Genomic DNA, 4001 nt, shown 5'->3' with positions numbered 1-4001 from the left:
CCTGAGCGTAGCCGAAGGGTCAGCACGAACGGCTTGACAAGCGAAAATAATGATTTCGGGAAGTTATTTTTAACCAAATCCTTAGTCGGCACGATCATGCGGTGCATAGGCTAAGGTCGCGCTGATTTAGTCCTTCGACAGGCTCAGGACGAACGGTAAGACATTGATTCCGTTCGTGGTGAGCCTGTCGAACCATGAACGGGAGCGGTTTATTCAGCGCTTCCCTGACACCGCGCAGGTTACAGGCTCGCCACTTATTGGGCTTAAGCCTTACCCCTGGAACCCGACCTGCCCTTGCCTCTTGAATCGATCCGCTTGCCGTCAGGCTGTTTAACGTCCCGAACCGCCGATTTAGCGCCGCGAGCGGCCGGTTTTTTGGTATGCCGCATATCTTTCTTGCCGGTCGTTTTGTTGGGGACATGCTTTTTCGGCGCATCGATTACCTTCAACGAAACCGGCTCATAACCGGTATCGGCCACACGCGGAATTTGCCGCTTGAGCAGTTTCTCAATTTCCACCAGCATCCAGGCTTCTTCGGGACACACCAGCGACAAGGCCTCGCCGCTCGAACCGGCGCGTCCGGTACGGCCGATCCGGTGCACATAATCTTCCGGCACCTGCGGCAAATCAAAATTCACCACATGCGGCAAGTCGTCAATATCCAGGCCGCGTGCGGCAATATCGGTCGCAACCAATACCGAAACCTTGCCGGTTTTAAAATACTCCAGCGCCTTGTTGCGTGCGCCCTGGGTTTTGTCGCCATGCAGCGCCGCAGTGCGGATGCCGTCCTCGACCAACTGTTTTTCCAGGCGATCTGCGCCGTGTTTGGTGCGCACGAATACCAGCACCTGCTTCCAGTTATTGCTGCCGATCAGATAGGACAATAATTCGCGCTTGTACTCGCGTCCGATGCCGTAAACCCTTTCCGAGACATTTTCAGCCGTGGCGTTTTGCTTGGCGACTTCGACCTCAACCGGATTGTTCAACAACTGAGCCGCCAGAGATTTGATCGCATTAGGCACGGTCGCGGAAAACAACAGACTCTGCCGCTTCTTCGGGATCAGCGCCATGATTTGCTTAATGTCGGGCAAAAAACCCATATCGAGCATGCGGTCCGCTTCGTCCAGCACCAGTATTTCCACGTTGGACAGATTGATGTTGCGCTGCTGCACATGGTCGATCAAGCGCCCCGGCGTCGCCACGACGATGTCGCAGCCCCGGCGTAACTGGCGGGTCTGGATGCCGATGCTCGCGCCGCCGATCACCGCTTCCGCATGCAACGGCAAATGCGCGCCGTAAGTTTTTACGCTTTCATACACCTGCGCGGCCAATTCGCGGGTTGGTACCAAAATTAAAGCGCGAACGCGGCGCGGCTTTTGATGCGGGTCGTGACTCTCGGCCAGCCGCTGCAATAACGGCAAGGTGAAACTGGCGGTTTTTCCGGTGCCGGTTTGCGCGCCTGCCAATACGTCCTTGCCTTCAAGGATCAAGGGGATGGCTTTTTGTTGTACCGGTGTAGGCGTGACATAGCCTTGATCGGCTACGGCTTTAAGGAGTTCGTCGGCTAAGCCGAGCTGGGCGAAAGACATTTTTTAAAATCTCAGGTAAAGGGGAAAGAAGGCAAAGGGCTAAGGGCGAAAGACTAAGGGTCAAAGGGATTTTTTCGCCTTTCGTCTTTCGCCCTTAGCCTCCAGTCATACTCATATACCGCAATATAACCGGCTGCTCGTTAATATTAAATTCGTGTTTTTCCGGCTTAATCAGCATCGCATCGACAATAGCTTGTTTCAGCGCCGCCATGTCGCCCGGATGAACCCTGATGACCTGCTTTAAATCGACCGAATGCTCATTACCCAGGCATAACAGCAAGCGCCCTTCAACAGTCAAGCGCACCCGGTTACAGGTACTGCAAAAGTTCTCGCTGTGCGGGGAAATAAAGCCGACGCGGGTTTGAGTACCAGACACATTAAAATAATTCGACGGCCCACCGGTTTTTTCAGGCGTGGCGATTAAAGCAAAATGCTCCGCCAAATCGGCCTTGATCAAATCGCTGGAATAATAGGCGTCGGCCCGGTCATGCTGACTGACGACGCCCAGCGGCATTTCCTCGATAAAGCTGATGTCGATGCCGTTATCGACCGCAAACCGGACCAGGTCGTTCACTTCCAGATGATTCCTGTCCTTGAGAATGACCGCATTGATTTTTATCCGCTCAAACCCTGCCGCCTTGGCGGCCTGAATGCCTCTAAGCACCTGCGCCAAATCACCGGTTCGGGTGATCGCCTTAAACTTGTCGGCATCCAGCGTATCCAGGCTGATATTAATGCGTTTTACGCCCGCCTCTTTTAAAGACGCCGCCATCGTTTCAAGCTGAGAGCCGTTGGTCGTTATCACCAGCTCATTCAGACTTTCTATACGGCCGATGTTTTGCAACAGCTCCAACGCACCTTTCCTGACCAAAGGCTCGCCGCCGGTGATCCTGATTTTCTTCACGCCCAATTCGGCGAATGCTAGGGCCAGCGTATAAATCTCTTCCAGCGTCAAAACCTGCGCGCGCGGCAGGAACGTCATGTCCTCAGCCATGCAATACAGGCAACGGAAATCACAGCGGTCGGTAATCGAGATTCTCAAATAATCAACGATTCTGCCGAAGCGGTCGATTAATTGGGAGGGGGGAGACTTAGTCATTGGCGCGGCGATAAAAAATCCAAGACGCCAATATTAACATAGTATTGGGCTTTTATAGAGAGCTTCTATGTTCCGAACCGTCGCATTTGGAAACGGCTGAGCCGCTATGATGGATTATTTATAAATGTCTTTCCTGTGTCCAATTTCCAACAGCAAGATGATTAACTCGCCGTCTTTTATCTGACAAATCAGCCGATAATCTCCAATTCGATAACGCCATAATCCGGCATATCGCTTTCCTTGCAGCGCTTTACCGTGCGAACGTGGATTATCAGTTTCGATGAGCTGGCCTATAAACCGTTCAATTCGCTGCTTTATACCGGTATCGAGTGATTTTAAAGATTTTGCCGCACTGCCCTTTAACTTGACTTGCCATTTACTCATAAAGGCTTTTTTTAGCCTCGTTCCAGTCAATCAACTCGTCTTCATTGTTATCAAGTTCATCCAGCGCTTTTTCCGCAAGCTGAGCATCGTTATAATCGACTAAATATTCGCGTAAGGCATCATTAACGGCTTGGTCTATAGAGATATGAGCTTGTTTAGCCAGCTGACTAAATTGTCTGTCGAGTTGTTCGTCAAGAATTACTGCTGTCATTGTTTAATCCCCTTGGTGTCGTTTTTGCGGCTAGTTTCATTGTTCCTACGCGAGGAAACGAAGATTCATTAGGGCTGCGAAAAAAAAATTCCAGACATCAATATTAACATGGTATTGACCTTTTATAGCGGGCATCTGCCGACATGCTTAAGAGCGTCTTTAAAATTCCTCCCAATCAGCCGCGATTTTTTTGGTACACTGAAAGTATTCGACCTTTTGATAGCTCGCTATCATTGACAGAAAACCGCCATGAAACGCAACAACGCCCTAGCCATACTCAAAAAAATAAAACCCATACTGACTCAGCAGTTCGGTGTTACCCAAATGGCATTATTCGGTTCAACCGCTCGTGATGATGCCGGTGAAAACAGCGATGTGGATATTCTGGTTGGATTTGATGGGCCTGCCACCTCGGCGCGCTATTTTGGCGTGCAATTCTACCTGGAAGACCAGTTAGGGTGTCCGGTCGATCTGGTCACCGAAAAAGCCTTGCGCCCGGAGTTACGTCCTTTTATCGAAAAGGAAGCTATCAATGTCTGAACCGATAGAGCGTGAATGGCGTTTTTATCTTGAACAACATGTTTTTATACGACAATTGATGTCGTATATATTACGTTAGCCAACATTTATACCCCATAGATACGCTAATCGATTGAAACAAAAGAGGTCTTATGTTGTTGTTTCTTCTTAAAAGTGATACCCTCGCCCCGTCGTATAA

At 50.2% G+C, this 4001-nt stretch carries 5 protein-coding genes; 1 reads left to right on the top strand and 4 read right to left on the bottom strand.

Annotated features, from left to right (window positions below; all coding sequences use genetic code 11):
* Nucleotides 1-263: 263 nt before the first annotated feature.
* The 4 genes from V3O24_RS00060 to V3O24_RS00045 all read right to left on the bottom strand — a co-directional run bounded on the left by V3O24_RS00060 (nt 264) and on the right by V3O24_RS00045 (nt 3283).
* Nucleotides 264-1589: a DEAD/DEAH box helicase gene (locus V3O24_RS00060; RefSeq protein WP_331305549.1), complete on the bottom strand. Its 1326-nt coding sequence runs from the start codon at nt 1587-1589 to the stop codon at nt 264-266.
* A 94-nt stretch (nt 1590-1683) separates the two neighbouring features.
* Nucleotides 1684-2688 carry a GTP 3',8-cyclase MoaA gene (gene moaA, locus V3O24_RS00055; RefSeq protein WP_104425248.1) on the bottom strand — a complete coding sequence of 335 codons (1005 nt, stop codon included), beginning with the start codon at nt 2686-2688 and terminating at the stop codon, nt 1684-1686.
* Between the two features lie 114 nt (nt 2689-2802).
* The gene (locus V3O24_RS00050) at nt 2803-3072 is read right to left on the bottom strand and encodes a type II toxin-antitoxin system RelE/ParE family toxin (protein ID WP_104425247.1); all 270 of its coding nucleotides are present in this window, start codon (nt 3070-3072) and stop codon (nt 2803-2805) included.
* Complete coding sequence (locus tag V3O24_RS00045) at nt 3065-3283, bottom strand: hypothetical protein (protein WP_104425246.1); 219 nt, start codon at nt 3281-3283, stop codon at nt 3065-3067. The genes V3O24_RS00050 and V3O24_RS00045 overlap by 8 nt, the downstream gene beginning before the upstream one ends.
* A 249-nt stretch (nt 3284-3532) precedes the next feature.
* Here V3O24_RS00045 and V3O24_RS00040 point away from each other — a divergent pair, with 249 nt between their 5' ends.
* Nucleotides 3533-3823 carry a nucleotidyltransferase family protein gene (locus V3O24_RS00040; protein ID WP_104425245.1) on the top strand — a complete coding sequence of 97 codons (291 nt, stop codon included), beginning with the start codon at nt 3533-3535 and terminating at the stop codon, nt 3821-3823.
* Nucleotides 3824-4001: the final 178 nt, after the last annotated feature.

Origin of the sequence: Methylobacter sp. Wu8 (genome assembly GCF_036440755.1) — a bacterium.
GTDB lineage: Bacteria > Pseudomonadota > Gammaproteobacteria > Methylococcales > Methylomonadaceae > Methylobacter_A > Methylobacter_A tundripaludum_A.
The sequence above is the reverse complement of the archived record's forward strand: the minus strand, read 5'-3'. Positions and strand labels throughout refer to the sequence as shown.